Below are 16,515 nucleotides of genomic sequence, written 5' to 3'. Positions count from 1 at the left end.
TGAAAATTAATGCAGTACTTTCCGCGGAGCCATCAGAAAAAATCCTTCTACCAGCTCTTCTCCCGGTTCAAACACGACCCGGTACAACTCTCCCTTTCGCCCGGCAACCAAAACGTATCGTTTGAACGCCGGCTGGTTGGAACTAAAATCCAGCATCCTGGCATTTCCATAACGCTCCAGCTCCCGGTTTCCTTCCGGTGCCAGAAGCTCCAGTTCTGAAACATTCATGGAAAATACGGTTTTCCTGCTGGATCTGTTGATGATCTTATCAATATCCAGATCTCCATTGATAAAAAGATATTCATATTCGATCCGGCTTCTTCTGACCGCTATCACGCAAAGTCCCACAAAGATGATCACCAGCAGCACTCCCAAAAGATTGGACAGCGCGATATATGCCGAAATCAGGGCTGCTGCCGCCAATCCTGCCGCCGGAGCCAATTCCCTTTCCCCGGCTTTCCTTTTAACCATTTTTTCTGTATAAAAATCTCCCATATATCTACCTCCTGATCTGCCGGAGCCAGGATCCCTCTCTTTTGGGATCGGGCGCCGCAGCTTCTTTCTTTTTATCTGGCCGGAAACGGTGTCGTCTCTTTTATCGGATCTGCATTTTCCCTGTTTCCTGTCGCCTATTATATCATAAATCCCTGGAAATAGCATAAACGGAAAACTATTTTAACAGATTTTTTAACAGAAATCTCTGTGATTTCGTAAACCTTTTCTGTGTACCAAAGCCTCATGCCCTATCGACGTAAAAGATCCCTGTCTTTCCATACTGAAAGACAGGAATCTCCTCTTCTCCTCTGTAAAAAGCGGTACTCTTACATCATACCCATTCCCGCTCCGGCTCCGGCCGGCATAGCCGGTACTTCTTCTTTGATATTAGCCACCACAGATTCTGTAGTCAGAAGTGTAGATGCCACACTGGTGGCATTCTGCAATGCGCTTCTGGTTACTTTAGCCGGATCCAGGATCCCGCTTTCTACCATATCTACATACTCTTCTGTCAAGGCGTCAAATCCAACTCCTACTTCTGCTTCTCTTACTTTATTGATAATGACAGAACCTTCCAGTCCCGCATTGGCTGCAATGTGGAACAGCGGAGATTCCAGTGCTTTCAGGACTACCTTTGCCCCTGTCTTCTCATCTCCCTCCAGGCTCTCCACCAGCTCTTCTACCTTCTTTGCTGCGTGAATGTAGGCAGATCCGCCTCCGGCTATGATTCCTTCCTCTACGGCAGCTCTTGTTGCGTTCAGAGCGTCCTCCATGCGAAGCTTTGCTTCTTTCATTTCTGTCTCTGTAGCCGCTCCTACCCGGATCACTGCCACTCCGCCTGCCAGTTTGGCCAGTCTCTCTTGCAGCTTTTCCTTATCAAACTCTGATGTGGTCTCCTCGATCTGCATTTTGATCTGGGATACTCTGTCTGCGATTTCCTTTTTATCTCCCAGTCCGTCTACGATCACGGTATTTTCCTTCTGTACCTTTACCGATTTTGCGCGTCCCAGCTGATCCAGTGTGGTCTCTTTCAGATCCATGCCAAGTTCATCGGATACCACCTGTCCTCCGGTCAGGATGGCAATGTCTTTTAACATCTCTTTTCTTCTGTCTCCGTAGCCCGGTGCCTTCACTGCCGCTACGTTAAAGGTTCCACGCAGCTTGTTGACGATCAGAGTAGTAAGTGCTTCCCCTTCTACGTCTTCCGCAATGATCAGAAGCCTTGCCCCGGACTGCACGATCTGCTCCAAAAGAGGCAGGATCTCCTGAATATTGGAAATCTTTTTATCTGTGATCAGAATGTACGGCTCGTCCAGAACAGCCTCCATCTTGTCCATGTCTGTCGCCATATAAGCGGACACATACCCTCTGTCAAACTGCATTCCTTCTACCAGATCCAGTTCTGTCTTCATGGTCTTGGATTCTTCAATGGTGATCACTCCATCCTGGGATACCTTTTCCATCGCATCTGCCACCATCTCTCCTACTTCCGCATCTCCTGCCGAAATAGCTGCCACCTTGGCGATCTGATCCTTGTCTTTTACATTGCTGGACATTCCTGCGATTGCCTCTACCGCTGCATCTGTCGCCTTCTTCATTCCCTTTCTGAGAATGATGGGATTTGCTCCTGCCGCCAGGTTCTTCATACCTTCCTGTACCATGGCCTGTGCCAGAACGGTAGCCGTCGTTGTTCCGTCTCCTGCCACGTCATTGGTCTTGGATGCAACTTCCTTGATCAACTGCGCTCCCATATTTTCAAATCCATCTTCCAGCTCGATCTCCTTTGCGATCGTCACCCCATCGTTGGTGATCAGGGGCGCTCCGAAAGATTTATCCAGTACCACATTTCTTCCCTTTGGTCCCAATGTTACGCGCACCGTGTTGGCCAGCTGATTGACTCCTGCCTCCAGAGCGCTTCTTGCCTCTGCTCCATATTTGATCTCTTTTGCCATGTCTGCTTCCTCCTAACTGTCTGTTCTTGTCTTATTCTACGATCGCAAGGATATCATCCTGCTTTACGATAATGTATTCTTCTTCGTCAATTTCTACGGTAGTTCCCGCATATTTGGAATAGATAACAGTCTGTCCGACTTTCACATGCATCTCTACTTCTTTTCCGTCTACCGTTCCGCCAGGTCCTACTGCGATCACTTCTGCCTGCTGCGGCTTTTCCTTTGACTGCCCCGGAATCACGATCCCTGATTTTGTAGTCTCCTCTGCAACGGATTGCTTTAAAACAACTCTTTCTCCCAATGGTACTAACTTCATGGTAATTCCTCCTTCTGTGTACAAGTCTTGTTAGCACTCAAAAAAGAGAGTGCTAAAACTCTTATTAATAAGATAGCACTCCCTCTCCTCTTTGTCAACAGACTTTCTGTTTAGTTTAGAAGATTTTTATACATTTTTATAAAAGCCGTTTTTGATGGCAAATACCACAACTTTTCCTGCTTTATTTTCATATCGCTCTACGATGGTCCCCCGGCAGAACACACTGGCCTCCTCTGTTTCTATCTGACACAGATATGCCGCATCCAGGGAAAACCTGGGAAGCTTTGCCTCTGTGGAGATCAGATGGATCCTTTCTGCCTCCCGGTCACAAAAGATCACACGGCAGGGATGGGGTTCTTCGTCAAAAAATCCCTCTTGCAAAAAGAGCTGTTCCATTTGCAGCAATGCATCACATTTTTCATACATAAGCTTACCTGATCTTTTCTTCTTTCAGTCTTTGCAGTTCCGGAAGCACGTACTCGTTCACCACTTTGATGTAGGTCCCTTTCATTCCGGAAGAACGTGATTCGATCACTCCGGCGCTCTCAAACTTGCGCAGTGCGTTTACGATGACGGAGCGGGTAATTCCCACCCGGTCAGCGATCTTACTTGCCACAAGGATCCCCTCCGTTCCTTCCAGCTCATCAAAAATATGGATGATCGCCTCCAGCTCGGAATAGGACAGCGTATTGATGGCAGAATGAACAATATGCTCTTTTCTTGACTCTTCCGCACTTTCTTCATTCACAGAGCGAAGCATCTCAAGCCCTACGACCGTCGTTCCGTACTCACTCAGGATGATATCGTCAATATCGTACAGCTCGCCCGCCTTGTAGATAAACAACGTTCCCAGTCTGGCTCCCGCAATATCAATGGGAGTAATGATGGCCTGGTATCCCTTTACTGCTTCTGCTGAAAAGCCCAGCGTCTGAAGATTCACGTTTTCCTTGGTGGATAAGATTCCCAGAAGCCTTTCATTTAACATTTCATCAATATGTGTGCCGATGTTGTGTTCGATCATTTCCGTGATGCAGGGAACCATTTCGGATGCACTTTCCCCCAGCACCTTTCCTTTTTTGCTGATAACCAGAACATTGGATTTTAAAATATTCGTCAACACTTCACAGATGTCATCAAATACCACTTTGCTGGAATTGTTATTATGCAGTAGTTTGTTAATCTTTCTTGTTTTATCTAATAATTGTACACTCATATGAACCCTCCATTCTCTGAGAGCATACTATCATACAAACAGGTAATTTTCAATGAATTCCCTAAATATTTTTATGATTTTCCATAGTTTCAACATACCCGCACTTGTTGTCACTGCAAAGAAGTTTATTTCCTTTTTCTACCATATAAGAGCCACAGCGTGGGCAGGCCTTCTCTGACGGTTTCTGCCAGGACATAAACTCGCATTCCGGATTGTTTTCACAGCCAAAATATTTCCTTCCCTTTCGCGTCTTACGAAGCACCACCTCTTTTCCGCAGACCGGACACAAAACTCCGATCTTTTCCAGGTAGGGCTTGGTGTTTTTACATTCCGGAAATCCGGGACACGCAAGGAATCTGCCGTGAGGCCCATATTTGATCACCATGTTTCTGCCGCACAGCTCACAGATCACATCTGTCTTCTCATCTTCGATCTTTACCTGCTCCTGCTCTTCCTCCGCTTTCTGGACAGCCTTGTCCAGATCGGGGTAAAAGTTTTCAATGATGGTCTTCCATTTTACCTTTCCCTCTGCCACCCCGTCCAAAAGACTTTCCATATTGGCGGTAAAATTCACGTCTACGATCGTGGGGAAGGACTGCTTCATAATAGTATTGACCACTTCCCCCATCTCTGTCAGATACAGGTTCTTGTTTTCCTTGGCCACATACCGTCTTCCCAGAATGGTGGATATGGTGGGCGCATAAGTACTGGGACGTCCGATCCCCAGCTCCTCCAGCGCCTTCACCAGCGCCGCCTCTGTGTAGTGAGGCGCCGGCTGTGTGAAATGCTGCTTCGCATCAAATCCGTCCTCCGTCAGCACGGACCCTTCCGTCAGATTTCCCACCAGCGTATTTTTTTCTTCTTTTTCTTCTCCGGCTTCTGTATAAACCAAACGGAAGCCTTCAAACGTCACCTTGGAGGCGGACACCTGAAAGCGGTACTCTCCTCCTGCAATCTTAACAGAGATCGTTTCATAAACCGCCGGCTGCATCCTGCTGGCCACAAACCGTTTCCAGATCAGCTGATACAGGCGGAATTGATCTCTGCTGAGAGAATCCTTCATCATGGCAGGTGTTCGGGAAACATCTGTGGGGCGGATGGCTTCATGGGCATCCTGGACGCTCTTTTTTTCCTTCTCCTTCTCTCCTGCTCCCGATACCGCATACTGCTCGCCGTAGGTGGCACCCACATATGCCCTTACCGCTGCTTCCGCCTCCTTTGACACACGGGTAGAGTCCGTACGCAGGTATGTGATGAGACCGATCGTGCCGTTCCCCTTGATATCCACACCTTCATAGAGCTGCTGTGCGATCCGCATGGTCTTGGATGTGGCAAAATTCAAAGCCTTTGAGGCTTCCTGCTGCAGCGTACTGGTGGTAAAAGGAACCGGAGGTTTTTTGGTCCGCTCGCCTCTTTTGATGCTGTCTACAGAAAACTTTTGTCCTTCCAGTCTTTTCAGGATCCCGTCCATCTCTTCCTGAGAAGAAACAGTAATCTTTTCCTTTTCCGTTCCATAGAGCTTCGCAGTCAGAGGCTTCTTCTCTCCCTTGACCTTCAGCTTTGCATCCAGAGTCCAGTATTCCTCGGGAATAAAGCTGTTGATCTCTTCCTCCCTGTCTGCGATCAGACGCAGCGCCACCGACTGTACTCTTCCTGCGCTCAATCCTCTCTTTACCTTCGCCCAAAGCAGAGGGCTGATACGATACCCTACCACTCGATCCAGCACTCTTCTTGCCTGCTGGGCATCCACCAGATCCATATCGATCTCTCTGGCATGCTTTAAGGATTCTCGCACCGCGTTCTTGGTGATCTCATTAAAGCTGATCCGATAAACCTTTTTCCCCTCCAGTTTCAGCGCCTTACTAAGGTGCCAGGAAATGGCCTCTCCCTCCCGATCCGGGTCAGTGGCAAGGTAGATCTTGTCTGCCTTTTTTACTTCTTTCCTGAGATTGGACAGAATCTCGCCCTTTCCCCGGATCGTAATATATTTCGGTTCATAATCCTGTTGTACGTCCACTCCCATCTGACTTTTGGGCAGATCTCTTACATGACCGTTTGAAGCCATTACCACATAATTACTTCCCAGAAATTTTTTGATTGTTTTTACCTTTGCCGGTGACTCGACGATTACCAGACAGCGTGCCATGCCATTCTCCTTATCTTCTACACTTTTCCTTGCTTCTATCCTAAACTCTTCTGTAGTAATTCTTTGAAACTTCTTCGATATGTCCCATCAATTCCAGCGTGATCAGTCGTTCCATAAGAACTTTCCCCGTAAGTTTTGTCTCTTCTGCCAGCTGATGCAGACTCTTTGGGGATAAATCGACACAACTATACACTATATCTGTTTCTTTTTCAAGCACTTTCTCTGTTTTCTCAAAATCACAGGATGTCGCCTCTGTCATCCCCAATTCTCTTAGCAGATCTTTTGGAGACAGCAAAATTCCCGCTCCCTGGGCGATCAGACGGTGGCAGCCCCGGCTTAATGTACTGTCTGCTGGGCCCGGCAGTGCATAGACGTCTTTCCCTTGTTCCAACGCAAAATCCGCCGTAATAAAGGATCCGCTTTTTTCTCTTGCTTCTATTATAATCGTCACATCTGACAGGCCGCTGATCAACCGGTTCCTCCTGGGAAAAAATTCCGGTCGGGGGCGTTCTTCCAGCGGATATTCCGACAAAAGTCCTCCTGTTTCTGCCAGATCCGCATACAGACCTCTGTTTTCTCTGGGGTAGCAGATGTCCACACCGCTTCCCAGGACGCCGCAGCTATATCCCTCTCCGATTATGGCTCCCCTTTGTGCCGCTCCGTCAATCCCCCGCGCCATTCCACTGATGATCTGCACCCCGGCTTTCCCAAGGACTTTTCCATATTCCAGGGCAAACCTTTCCCCATAACGACTGCACTGTCTGGCCCCTACGATAGCCGCCGTTTTCTGCCCTTCTTTTGGCAGCCGTCCCTTAAAATAAATTCCATACGGCCCGTCCTCTATCCTCCTTAGCCTTTCCGGAAACTCCGCCGCATGATAAGGAAGAAACGATACCTGCTCCTTTTTCAGTTTTTCCCATGCCTTTTTCGGACAGAGTGCTTCCCTGGCCTTCCACAGAATCTCTTTTTCTCTGTCTGTCAGGATATTCAGCTTATCCAGCAGTTCTCGTTTCAGATGATAGACTTCTCTTCCACTTCCCAGCATTTCCTGCAGGCGTTTCTTCTTTTTCCCGCGGATCTGCCAAATGGAGGCAAACCACGCTTCGTAAGGAACATCTGTCTCCTCTTCCTGCTTCTGTCCGTTTTCTTCCTGCGCTTTCTCTCTTTGTTTCAGTTCTTCCTGACTTTCTTCTTTTTCCTCTTTCTGTTTCACTTTCACAGACTACTCCCTTCTCTATTTCCAATATCTCTTGTCCAGCATCCGATAGCCGATCGCCTCCTTTAGATGAACCGCTGAAATCTTTTCGCTTTCGTCCATATCCGCAATGGTACGCGCCACTTTTAATATCTTATGGTAGGTTCTGGCTGTCAGATCCAGCTTTTTAAATGCTTGCTTCATCACTTCCTCCTCCACAGGTCCCAGGTGACAAAACTCTTCCAGATCCTTTGGTTTTAACCGGGCATTCACCAGAAATTCTTTTTCTCTGTACCTCTCCTTTTGGATGTCTCTCGTCCTCTGCACTCTTTCCCGGATCATCCGGGAGCTTTCTCCCTCCTCCTTTCTTCGCAGAACTTCGTAGGAAAGCTTTGGCGTTTCAATGCAAACATCCATGCGATCCAGCATAGGCTGACTGATCTTTCCCAGGTAGGTACGGATCTGATGCGGTGTGCATACACAGGTTTCCTCATCCGGATAATTCCCGCAGGGACAGGGATTCATGGCTCCCACCAGCATAAAATCTGCCGGAAACACACAGCTTGCCTGCACTCTTTGGATCTCTATCTCTTTTTCTTCCATGGGCTGTCTTAATACTTCCAGCACGGCCTTTTGAAATTCTGCCATCTCATCCAGAAACAGAACTCCTTTATGTGCCAGACTGATCTCCCCCGGAGCGGGAATCCTGCCTCCTCCTGCCAACGTAGTCTTAGTCACTGTGTGGTGAACACTGCGAAATGGTCTTGCTTCTAATAACGGATGTTCTGTATTCAGCTTGCCCAGCACACTATAGATCTTGGTGATCTCTATCTGTTCTTCCCGGGTCAGTTCCGGCAAAATAGTAGGGATCCGGGCGGCGATCATAGATTTCCCGCTTCCGGGCGGACCTAAGAGCAGCAGATTGTGTCCTCCTGCCACACTGACTTCAACCGCCCTTTTTACGATTTCCTGTCCCTGTACTTCCCGGAAATCATTTATAAATTGATTCGTTTCTTTTTCTATCTTTTTCTCTTCTGTCCTTTTTTCTTCTGCCTTTTCTTTAAATCCTTCGAGATTTCCCCGCAGATACGCTACTGCTTCCCGCAGGCTGCCTACTCCCAGAATCCGGATCCCTTCTGCCAGCCTTCCCTCACTGGCATTATCCCGGGGAAGCATACAGGTATGAAATCCCTGCTCTTTTGCATAGAGCACGATAGGCAGGATTCCCGCTACCTTCCGTACTCCGCCATCCAGCCCCAATTCTCCTACCACCAGGATCCCTTCCAGCTTTCCTTTCGGAAATAGCTCCATTCCCTCCAGCAAAGACAGTGCGATCGCAAGATCAAACCAGGTGCCCTGCTTTCTCAGCACTGCCGGTGCCAGATTGACCACGATCCGCCTGGGCGGCATCTGGATGCCTGAATTCCGGATCGCCGTCCTGACCCGTTCAGAAGCTTCCCTGACCTCTGATGATAAATATCCCACCATCTGAAACAGCGGAAGCCCGTTGCTGATATCCGTCTCTACATGGATTTTTTTCACATGGAGCCCCCAGATCGCCGCAGACAGAACTCTGCTAAACGCCATTCTCCTTCCTCCTTTATTCTGTTGTATTGTTTGGGTTTGTTTTGAATTGTGTCCGATCCGGACTTTGATTGAAAATAAAAAATGGATAAGATGTGTTCATCTTATCCCATTTCTTTTTCTGTGTCAATTCACAGTCTGCCGGTCTTTTATTTTTCTCTTTTTTATGCCTGACTGTCCGGATCCGCCGAAGCTTTATGGCTTTCGAAGCTTCATAATACCGTCTGCCAGGATCTTGATGTCATCCAAAATATAATCGAAGGCTCCTGCCTTGTACAGATTGATCACGATCATTCCCACCGGCACGGCGAAGATCATCGCCGCCACACCGCCCAGCTTATAGCCGCCATACAGCAGCACCAACGTGATCAGTGGGTTCATCCCGATGCTGTCCCCCACCAGTTTGGGCTGGATCAATTGTCGGGCCAGTTGTGTGACTGCGTACAGAATCACCAGTGCGATCGCCATTTTGTAATTTCCCACCATCAGTTTGTATACTGCCCAGGGAATCAGAGCCGTTCCCGTCCCAAAAAAAGGCAGGAAGTCCAGCAGCGCCACTGCCAGAGCCAGCAGTGCGGAAAATCTCACTCCGGTAATGGAAAAACCTGCCAGCAGAAGAACAAACACTACTCCCATGATCTTAAACTGCGCCTTAAAATAGCCTCCTACCGCATATTTTAAGTTGGACATCACCAGGCTCATTCTTTTTACGATGGGATCCGGCGTTACCTTCTTGGACCATCGCAGCACCTCCTCCCGCTCTGCGATCAGAAAATAAGCGGATATAACTGTCACGATCGTAGAAATCAGCATCGACGGTATTTTTTTTGCCGCATTTCCTGCCGCCGTTACGGTAGGCGTACTGATCTTACTGATGATCTCTCCCATGGTTTTATCCAGATTTTTTATACTGGAATCCAGACCGCTTTGGATTCCTTCCGGCAGTTTTTCAAAGATTCCCTTCAGATTGCTTCCGATCTGCTGCAGCCCTTTCTCCAGCTCCCCGTACATATTGGGGATATTCTGGGACAGAGAGGAAATCTCTTTCCAGATCCAGCTTCCGGCTACATAGATGAGAAAGATCACTACCGCCAGCACCAAAATGATGATAAAAGCCGATCCCAGCTTTTTCACGATCTTCAATCGTTTTTCCAGCCAGTTTACCAGGGGGCTGGCCAAATACGCCAAAAACCACCCTACTACAAAAGGCATAAAGAAACTTAAAAGTTTCACACCTGCCACGATAAACAGAAGAGTTCCCAACAGGCTGAAGGTCAGGCTTACAATCACCTTCCAGTAGGGCCTCTGATCACTTCGGAGCGTATGATTATCCTCTTTCATCCGATTCCACCTCCTCATGAAGCAGGCATTTTTCCTCTGCCAGATTCCAGATTTCCTCCCTTCCCTGCTTTGTCACAGAAGAAAATCCGATGATCTTCGTTCCCGGCAGAACTCCCAGTCCCTGCCGGACCGCTTTCAGATGTTTGTCGATCTGGCTTCTCTTTAACTTATCCAGTTTTGTTGCAATGATGATAGGTTGGAATCCTTGCTCTACGATCCAGCGATACATCATTTGATCATTTGCGGAAGGATCGTGACGCACATCAATAAGCAAAAAGATTGCTTTTAGTTGCTTTGATCCGTGCAAATATCTTTCGATCAGCTTCCCCCATTTTTCCTTTTCCTTCGCCGACACCTTCGCATAGCCGTAGCCCGGAAGATCCACCAGGTACAGCTGCTCATTGATGTTGTAGAAATTGATCGTCTGCGTTTTTCCCGGGGTTGCCGACGTTCTGGCCAGAGCTTTCCGGTTCATCAGGGCATTGATCAGGGAGGACTTTCCCACATTTGATTTGCCGGCAAAGGCGATTTCCGGAAGCGTATTTTCCGGAAGCACGCTGGTGATCCCACATACCGTTTCCAAACAAACATTTTTAATAACCATATCGTTCCTCTTATTCTTTCTCTTTCACAAACGCAGCTTCCAGTACCTGATCCATCTGAGAAACTAGACGAATCTCCAGTCCCTTTGTGATCTCCGCCGCTATCTCATTCACGTCCCTGGCATTTTCCTTCGGCACCAGCACCGTCTTAATTCCTGCATTTTTTGCTGCCAGAAGCTTTTCTTTCAGGCCTCCGATGGGAAGCACACGGCCACGAAGCGTGATCTCTCCGGTCATCGCCACGTCTGCCCTTACCTTTTTCCCTGTGATGGCGGACAGCATTGCCGTTGCCATCGTGATCCCGGCAGACGGTCCGTCTTTTGGCACCGCTCCTTCCGGAATGTGGATATGAATGTCATGTTCTTTGAAGAAGTTGTCTGCGATCCCTTTTGCCTCACCCACCGAGCGAATGTAGCTGATTCCGGTTCTGGCCGACTCTTTCATCACATCTCCCAGTTGTCCGGTGAGAAGGATCTCTCCGGATCCCGGCATCACATTGACTTCGATCTGAAGGGTATCGCCTCCTACGTTGGTCCATGCCAGACCTCTTACGATCCCTACTTCGTCATCCGTATTTGCCATCTGATATACAAATTTTTCTTTGCCCAGATATTTTTCCAGATTTCTTTCCGAAATACGGATCTCTTTCTTCCCGGTTTCCAAAATCTCCTTCGCCGCTTTCCGGCAGATATTTCCGATCACTCTTTCCAGCTGCCGGACTCCTGCTTCCTTGGTATAATTCCGTATGATCTTTCCCAGAGCTGCCCGGCTCAGTAAAAGCTGTCCGGCTTTCAGTCCATGTCTGGAAAGCTGCTTGGGAAGCAGATGTCTGCCGGCAATATGTAGCTTTTCATTTTCTGTGTAACTGCTGATCTCAATCACTTCCATACGATCCAGCAAAGGTCTGGGAATCGTCTGCAGCGTGTTGGCTGTCGTAATAAACAGCACCTCCGACAGATCTACCGGCACTTCCATGTAGTGATCCCTGAATTTCCGGTTCTGCTCGGAATCCAGCACTTCCAGAAGGGCGGAAAATGTATCTCCTTTGTAGTCATTGCTGACTTTGTCGATCTCATCTAGGAGCATCAGGGGATTTTTTACCCCTGCCTGTTTTAAGCCGGTCACCAGTCTTCCCGGCATGGCTCCCACATACGTTCTTCGATGTCCGCGTATCTCCGCTTCGTCTCTGACCCCGCCCAGCGAGATTCTTACGTAGGGCTTCTTCAACGCCTTCGCCAGGGATTTTGCAATGGAGGTTTTTCCCGTCCCCGGAGGGCCTGCCAGACAAAGGATCGGAGAATCCCCTTTCTTTGTCAGCGCCCGCACTGCCAGAAACTCCAGCACCCGTTCTTTTACCGGTTCCAGTCCGTAATGGTCTTCATCCAATATCTTTCTGGCGTACTCGATATCCTTGTGTTCCTTGACCACCCTGTCCCAAGGCATATCCAGAAGGGTTTCAATATAGGTGCGGATCACTCCTGTCTCTGCCGGACTGTTCAGAGAATTTTTAAAACGCTTGATCTCTTTTTGCAGTTTTTCTACCACTTCGACAGGCGCCTTCAGTTTTTCCAGCCTCTGCTGAAATTCTTCTGCGTCTGTCAGCGTGCTGTCGTCTCCCAGCTCTTCCCGGATCAGCCGCATCTCCTCCCGCAGTACATATTCCTTCTGGTGCTTATCCATCCGTTCCTTGACTTTGTTCTGAAGCTCTTCCTTGATGGATAAGATCTGCAGATGACGGACCATTTTATCTATGAGAAGTTCGTATCTCTCCCCTACGTTGTAGGCTTCCAGCAGCTGCTGCGCATCTGTGAAATCAAAAGGTACATTGGCTGCGATCATGTCGATCATCTGCGTCAGCTCTCCAATGTTGTCTATCTGTGTTGAAAGTTCCTTGGAAAGCTTGGGATCCTTCAGCATATATTCCCGGAAAATATCCTTCGCTCCTCCCAGCATGGCCTCCTCCAGGATCGTCCGTTCCAGAAGCTCCCCGTCCTTTCCGAAATATTCGTCGGGGATCGCTTCCACCTTTCCGCTGAAATATTCCGTTTCTGTCTCCAGTTCCAAAAGTCTTGCCCTTTCTTCCCCTACCACCAGAACTCGGGTCATTTTCCTGGACAGCTTCACCACCTGCTTTACAACTCCGATACAGCCGATCTTGTACAGGTCTTCCTCCTTGGGATCCTCCTTTGCCGGATCCTTCTGGGATACAAAAAAGACCTTCTGATTTTCTTCAATGGCTTTTTCCACCGCTTTCATCGTTTTATCCCGGCTTACGTCAAAATGTTTTACCATCTCCGGCAAAATCGTAAGCCCTCTTAATGCCACTATGGGCAGAATCCTGTTCTTTTCTTCCATATATGTATTGAAAACCCATCTGTAAAACTGGGATTTTTCTCCTTTCTTCATATGTAAAAGGGGCAGGCACAATGATTTTGTACCCGCCTTCTTATCTACGCGCTTTCTGATTCACTGGAATCAAACTTCAGCTTAGGCTCTCCCGTTCCTTTCACTACTTCCTTCGTGATACGGCAGCTTTTCAGCGCCGTGTTGGAAGGCGCCTCATACATAATATCCATCATGGTATTTTCCATAATGGCACGGAGTCCTCTCGCCCCCGTCTTTCTTTTCAGGGAAATCTCCGCAATCTCCTCCAGTGCCTCCCGATCGAAGGTCAGTTTGACACCGTCCAGCTCCAACATCTTCTGGTATTGCTTCACAATTGCATTCTTTGGCTCCGTCAAAATCTTCATCAGCGCTTCCCGATCCAACTGCTCCAATGCTACCATCACAGGCACACGTCCTACCAGCTCAGGGATCAGCCCAAATTTGATCAGATCCTGAGGCAGTACCTTTTTCAGCAAGGCACTGGTGTTTTTGTCCTGCTTTTCGGTGATCTCTGCATTAAATCCAATGGATTTCCGGTCGATCCGCTTTTCCACGATCTTATCGATCCCTTCAAATGCGCCTCCGCAGATAAACAGAATGTTCGTCGTGTCAATCTGGATCAGCTCCTGGTGCGGATGCTTTCTTCCTCCCTGTGGCGGCACATTGGCTACCGTCCCTTCAATGATCTTCAGCAAAGCCTGCTGTACTCCTTCTCCGGAAACGTCTCTTGTAATGGAGGGATTTTCGGACTTCCTTGTGATCTTGTCGATCTCGTCGATGTAAATGATCCCGTGTTCCGCCCTGTCAATATCTCCATCCGCCGCCTGGATGATCTTCAAAAGGATGTTTTCCACATCCTCTCCCACATATCCGGCTTCCGTCAATGCGGTGGCGTCTGCGATGGCAAAAGGAACCCCCAGCATCTTGGCCAGAGATTGTGCCAAAAGTGTCTTTCCGCAGCCGGTAGGCCCCAGCATCAGAATATTGCTCTTATTCAGCTCCACTCCCAGATCCTTGTCTGCCATGATCCGCTTATAGTGGTTGTATACTGCTACTGCCAAAACCTTTTTTGCCTCATCCTGACCGATCACATATTCGTCCAAAAATGCTTTGATCTCTTCCGGCTTCAGCAGATTGATATCCTTGTGAGGGTTCCATTCCCCCTCACTTCCGTAAAATTCTTCTTCAATGATCTCTGCACAGATCTCCACACACTCATCGCAGATATAAGTTCCGTTCGGTCCTGCGATCAGCTTGCGCACCTGATTCTGTGTCTTGTTGCAAAACGAGCATCTGATCTGATCATCGTTTCTTCCTGCCATATTTACACTCCTTCACTTCCACGAAAGCTTCGGCTATCGGCTTTTGATGACCTCATCGATCAGTCCGTAAGCCTTGGCTTCCTCCGCCGACATGAAGTTGTCGCGCTCTGTGTCCGCGCTGATCACTTCAAGAGGCTGTCCTGTATTTTCAGCTAAGATCTGATTTAGTTTATGACGGGTTTTCAAAATATGTTCTGCCGCGATCTGAATCTCCGTTGCCTGCCCCCTGGCTCCTCCGGACGGCTGATGGATCATGATCTCTGCATTGGGAAGCGCCAGACGTTTTCCTTTGGTGCCCCCTGCCAGCAGGAAAGATCCCATGCTGGCAGCCATCCCGATACAAATGGTCTCAATGTCACATTTGATATACTGCATGGTATCGTAAATGGCCATTCCCGCCGTAACAGACCCTCCCGGGCTGTTGATATAAAGATGGATATCCTTTTCCGGATCCTCCGCTTCCAAAAAGAGAAGCTGAGCCACGATCACGCTGGCGGACACATCTGAAACTTCTTCCCCCAAAAAAATGATCCTGTCTTTCAATAATCTGGAATAGATGTCGTAGGAGCGCTCTCCCCGACTGGTCTGCTCGATGACATAAGGTACTAAACTCATCTTCCCACCGCCTTCTTTCTCTTTGATCTTTCTTCTATTTTTCCACCGCATGGTCTGCCAGGAAGGTTACTGCCTCCTGCACTGCCATATCCTCGCGGATCTGTTTCTTCTCCGCCTCTCCCATAAACTCTCTCAGCTTGTCTGCTTCCATGTTGTAGGAAGCTGCCATCTTTTCCACTTCAGCATCAAACTTCTCATCGCTGATCTCGATCTGCTCTGCTTTTGCGATCGCTTCCAGTACCAGTCTGGTCTCGATCCTGCGGATCGCCTGCGGACGAAGATCCTCCAGCATCTTCTCGGAAGTGGTTCCGGTAAACTGGAAGTACTGCTCCACGGACAGCCCCTGAGACTGGATCCTCTGGGCAAAATTGTCAAACATCTGGATGGTCTGCGTCTCGATCATCGCCTTGGGAATATCATAGCTTGCGTTCTCCACTGCCTTTGCTACCAGCTTGTCTTCCTTCTCTCTTTTTGCCGCCTCTTTCTTTTCTTCTTCCAGCTTGGTTCTCACATCTGCCTTGTACTCTGCAAGAGTGTCAAACTCAGATACCTCTGCGGCAAATTCATCGTCGATCTCCGGAAGTTCTTTTGCCTTGATCTCGTGAATGGTACACTTGAACACAGCCGGTTTTCCCTTCAGCTCTTCTGCATGATAATCCTCCGGGAAGGTCACGTTTACTTCTGTTTCCTCTCCCGCCATTTTTCCGATCAGCTGCTCTTCAAAGCCCGGGATAAAGGAACCGGAGCCGATGGTCAGCGGATAGTTTTCTCCCTTTCCGCCTTCAAAGGCTTCTCCGTCTACAAATCCTTCAAAATCCAGGATCACTTCGTCCTTCTCCTGCACTCCGCGGCCTTCCACTACGACCGTCCTGGCATTTTTTTCTGCCTCTGCTGCGATCTTTGCGTCTACTTCCTCTTCGGAAACCGTGCTGTCCGTCTTTTCCACTTCCAGCCCTTTATATTCTCCCAGGGTTACTTCCGGCTTCACAGCAACTTCTGCCGTAAAGATAAAATTCTTTCCTTTTTCGATCTGTACGACATTAATATCCGGTCTGGATACGATCTCCAGCTGGCTCTCGTCGTACGCTTTCGCATAGGCGTCCGGGATCAGTGCATTTGCTGCATCATCATAAAAGATTTCTGCGCCATACATCTTTTCGATCATCTGACGGGGAACCTTCCCCTTACGGAATCCCGGAAGAGAGATCTTCCCTCTCTGCTTCATATAAGCGCCCTGCAGCGCTTTTTCCAATTCTGAAGCCTCCACCTCGATGGTCAGCTTCACCATGTTATTTTCCAATTTTTCTACTTGTAAACCCATATCCTGATTTCCTCCTGTTTCTATCTTC

Annotated in this window: 14 protein-coding genes; all 14 read right to left on the bottom strand. The window is 48.5% G+C overall.

All coding sequences use genetic code 11. The annotated features are described in order from the left end of the window. Nucleotides 1-6: 6 nt before the first annotated feature. The gene (locus FYJ34_RS09410; RefSeq protein WP_154478145.1) at nt 7-495 is read right to left on the bottom strand and encodes a DUF6106 family protein; all 489 of its coding nucleotides are present in this window, start codon (nt 493-495) and stop codon (nt 7-9) included. A 326-nt stretch (nt 496-821) separates the two neighbouring features. Continuing rightward, nucleotides 822-2,447 carry a chaperonin GroEL gene (groL, locus tag FYJ34_RS09405; RefSeq protein ID WP_154478144.1) on the bottom strand — a complete coding sequence of 542 codons (1,626 nt, stop codon included), beginning with the start codon at nt 2,445-2,447 and terminating at the stop codon, nt 822-824. A 31-nt stretch (nt 2,448-2,478) separates the two neighbouring features. Beyond that, a complete protein-coding gene (locus FYJ34_RS09400) occupies nt 2,479-2,763 on the bottom strand; it encodes a co-chaperone GroES (RefSeq protein ID WP_154478142.1) in 285 nt (94 codons plus the stop codon). Between the two features lie 126 nt (nt 2,764-2,889). Beyond that, nucleotides 2,890-3,189, bottom strand: a complete 300-nt coding sequence (locus FYJ34_RS09395) for a hypothetical protein (protein WP_235899425.1) — start codon at nt 3,187-3,189, stop codon at nt 2,890-2,892. A 4-nt stretch (nt 3,190-3,193) separates the two neighbouring features. Further along, nucleotides 3,194-3,976 carry a GTP-sensing pleiotropic transcriptional regulator CodY gene (codY, locus tag FYJ34_RS09390; RefSeq protein WP_154478134.1) on the bottom strand — a complete coding sequence of 261 codons (783 nt, stop codon included), beginning with the start codon at nt 3,974-3,976 and terminating at the stop codon, nt 3,194-3,196. Nucleotides 3,977-4,037: 61 nt separating this feature from the next. Further along, nucleotides 4,038-6,122, bottom strand: a complete 2,085-nt coding sequence (gene topA, locus FYJ34_RS09385; RefSeq protein ID WP_154478132.1) for a type I DNA topoisomerase — start codon at nt 6,120-6,122, stop codon at nt 4,038-4,040. A 40-nt stretch (nt 6,123-6,162) separates the two neighbouring features. Further along, the gene (gene dprA / locus FYJ34_RS09380; protein WP_330582572.1) at nt 6,163-7,341 is read right to left on the bottom strand and encodes a DNA-processing protein DprA; all 1,179 of its coding nucleotides are present in this window, start codon (nt 7,339-7,341) and stop codon (nt 6,163-6,165) included. Nucleotides 7,342-7,356: 15 nt separating this feature from the next. After that, a complete protein-coding gene (locus tag FYJ34_RS09375) occupies nt 7,357-8,904 on the bottom strand; it encodes a YifB family Mg chelatase-like AAA ATPase (RefSeq protein WP_154478131.1) in 1,548 nt (515 codons plus the stop codon). Nucleotides 8,905-9,096: 192 nt separating this feature from the next. Continuing rightward, entirely contained in the window at nt 9,097-10,242 is a 1,146-nt protein-coding gene (gene ytvI / locus FYJ34_RS09370; protein ID WP_154478129.1) for a sporulation integral membrane protein YtvI, read from the bottom strand. After that, a complete protein-coding gene (gene yihA, locus FYJ34_RS09365; RefSeq protein WP_154478127.1) occupies nt 10,229-10,846 on the bottom strand; it encodes a ribosome biogenesis GTP-binding protein YihA/YsxC in 618 nt (205 codons plus the stop codon). Before yihA ends, ytvI begins: the two co-directional genes overlap by 14 nt. Nucleotides 10,847-10,856: 10 nt before the next feature. Beyond that, nucleotides 10,857-13,199 (bottom strand): endopeptidase La, encoded by a 2,343-nt coding sequence (gene lon / locus FYJ34_RS09360; protein ID WP_154478125.1) that lies wholly within the window; start codon nt 13,197-13,199, stop codon nt 10,857-10,859. Nucleotides 13,200-13,294: 95 nt separating this feature from the next. After that, on the bottom strand, nt 13,295-14,551 hold the full coding sequence (gene clpX, locus FYJ34_RS09355; RefSeq protein ID WP_154478123.1) for an ATP-dependent Clp protease ATP-binding subunit ClpX: 1,257 nt from the start codon (nt 14,549-14,551) through the stop codon (nt 13,295-13,297). Nucleotides 14,552-14,584: 33 nt separating this feature from the next. After that, a complete protein-coding gene (clpP, locus tag FYJ34_RS09350) occupies nt 14,585-15,166 on the bottom strand; it encodes an ATP-dependent Clp endopeptidase proteolytic subunit ClpP (protein ID WP_154478121.1) in 582 nt (193 codons plus the stop codon). A 34-nt stretch (nt 15,167-15,200) separates the two neighbouring features. Continuing rightward, nucleotides 15,201-16,487: a trigger factor gene (tig, locus tag FYJ34_RS09345; protein WP_154478119.1), complete on the bottom strand. Its 1,287-nt coding sequence runs from the start codon at nt 16,485-16,487 to the stop codon at nt 15,201-15,203. Nucleotides 16,488-16,515: the final 28 nt, after the last annotated feature.

Origin of the sequence: Suipraeoptans intestinalis (genome assembly GCF_009696485.1) — a bacterium.
GTDB lineage: Bacteria > Bacillota > Clostridia > Lachnospirales > Lachnospiraceae > Suipraeoptans > Suipraeoptans intestinalis.
The sequence above is the reverse complement of the archived record's forward strand: the minus strand, read 5'-3'. Positions and strand labels throughout refer to the sequence as shown.

Bases quoted from the DNA above. Each gene is read 5' to 3' on its own strand.
- FYJ34_RS09410 (WP_154478145.1), bottom strand. From the start codon at position 495: ATGGGAGATTTTTATACAGAAAAAATGGTTAAAAGGAAAGCCGGGGAA.
- groL (WP_154478144.1), bottom strand. From the start codon at position 2,447: ATGGCAAAAGAGATCAAATATGGAGCAGAGGCAAGAAGCGCTCTGGAG.
- FYJ34_RS09400 (WP_154478142.1), bottom strand. From the start codon at position 2,763: ATGAAGTTAGTACCATTGGGAGAAAGAGTTGTTTTAAAGCAATCCGTT.
- FYJ34_RS09395 (WP_235899425.1), bottom strand. From the start codon at position 3,189: ATGTATGAAAAATGTGATGCATTGCTGCAAATGGAACAGCTCTTTTTG.
- codY (WP_154478134.1), bottom strand. From the start codon at position 3,976: ATGAGTGTACAATTATTAGATAAAACAAGAAAGATTAACAAACTACTG.
- topA (WP_154478132.1), bottom strand. From the start codon at position 6,122: ATGGCACGCTGTCTGGTAATCGTCGAGTCACCGGCAAAGGTAAAAACA.
- FYJ34_RS09375 (WP_154478131.1), bottom strand. From the start codon at position 8,904: ATGGCGTTTAGCAGAGTTCTGTCTGCGGCGATCTGGGGGCTCCATGTG.
- ytvI (WP_154478129.1), bottom strand. From the start codon at position 10,242: ATGAAAGAGGATAATCATACGCTCCGAAGTGATCAGAGGCCCTACTGG.
- yihA (WP_154478127.1), bottom strand. From the start codon at position 10,846: ATGGTTATTAAAAATGTTTGTTTGGAAACGGTATGTGGGATCACCAGC.
- lon (WP_154478125.1), bottom strand. From the start codon at position 13,199: ATGGAAGAAAAGAACAGGATTCTGCCCATAGTGGCATTAAGAGGGCTT.
- clpX (WP_154478123.1), bottom strand. From the start codon at position 14,551: ATGGCAGGAAGAAACGATGATCAGATCAGATGCTCGTTTTGCAACAAG.
- clpP (WP_154478121.1), bottom strand. From the start codon at position 15,166: ATGAGTTTAGTACCTTATGTCATCGAGCAGACCAGTCGGGGAGAGCGC.
- tig (WP_154478119.1), bottom strand. From the start codon at position 16,487: ATGGGTTTACAAGTAGAAAAATTGGAAAATAACATGGTGAAGCTGACC.